Below are 1,089 nucleotides of genomic sequence, written 5' to 3' on the forward strand. Positions count from 1 at the left end.
AATCGCTCGTGCGCGAGGCGCCGGTCCCGGTCGGGGCCGGCGAGGGCTTGGGCAGGTCCAGCCAGACCAGCGGGCGGACGCCGCCGAGCAGCCCGGTGGCGAGGTCCCGGTTGCCCCACTCGTCGATCCGGTCGTTGCGGAACGGGTCGCTGGCGCCCACCAGCACCACCTCGATGCCGGCGGAGATCCGGAGCAGCGCGCCGCCGTAACAGCGGTCGACGGTGGTCGGGCCGGCGTACCGCTGGAGGTCGACCGCGGCGGTGCCGGCCCGCAGCGCCTCGGGCAGCGGGCAGGCCACGCCATCCGCGCCCGGCGGCACGGCCCGGGTGGCCCAGCGGCGGTCGGCCGGCTCGACCGGTGCGCCCAGCTCGACCAGGACGCGGCGGCCGGGATCGACGAGCACCAGCCGGCTGCCCGGCGGCAGCTCGGTCAGTTCGGCCAGGGTGTCCGGGTGCACCAGGTCGGGGGCGGGCACGAACAGCGTGCTCGGTGCCGCGCGGGCGGTCCGCAGCGCGGCGGCCAGGTCGGTCTCCCGGCGCGGCGGTACGCCCTGGGCACGCAGCGCCTCGGCGAGCCGGCTGCCACCGTCGTCGTCGGTGGCGACCGGGGAGAGGAAGCCCCGCTCGCCCGGGTCGGGCTGGTCGACCGCGTGCAGGACCAGCGTGGCGACGATCAGCAGCAGCGCCAGCCCGAGCGGGATCAGCAGGCGGTGCCGCCGACGGCGGGGCCCGGGGGNGGCGCAGGTCCGCGGCGAGGGCGCGCATCCGATGGTCGTGGTCGGCGACGGCGGGGCGTTGGGCGTACCAGAGGTCGGCGAAGATCGTGCCGGCGGCGTGCAGGGTGGGCCGCACCTCCGGCCGGATCCGCGCCGCCGCCTCGGTCAGCTCGACCACGGTGAGGCCGGCCCGTGGCTCCACGAGCTGACGGCTGACCAGCAGCCGGACCATCTCGCGCAGCCGTTCCCGGACCGCCTCGGCGTACCGGCCCTCGGCGGCCAGCCGGTCGGCGAGCCCGGCCCCGCCCGCCGGGGCCGGCTCGGCGACCCGGGGCGCGGGGACCCGCGCCGTGGGCAGGTCCGGCCGACGGCGG

At 79.0% G+C, this 1,089-nt stretch carries 1 protein-coding gene and 1 pseudogene; one reads left to right on the forward strand and one right to left on the reverse strand.

Annotated features, from left to right (window positions below; genetic code table 11):
* Positions 1-769: pseudogene (locus B1205_RS33065) on the reverse strand (DUF4350 domain-containing protein); the annotation flags it as partial.
* Here B1205_RS33065 and B1205_RS29855 point away from each other — a divergent pair.
* On the forward strand, positions 768-1,089 hold a 322-nt coding region (locus B1205_RS29855; protein WP_217809846.1), incomplete at its 3' end, for a hypothetical protein. The pseudogene B1205_RS33065 and the gene B1205_RS29855 overlap by 2 nt on opposite strands.

It is taken from the genome of Micromonospora sp. NBS 11-29 (genome assembly GCF_002140155.1).
In the GTDB taxonomy this organism is placed as follows: domain Bacteria; phylum Actinomycetota; class Actinomycetes; order Mycobacteriales; family Micromonosporaceae; genus Micromonospora.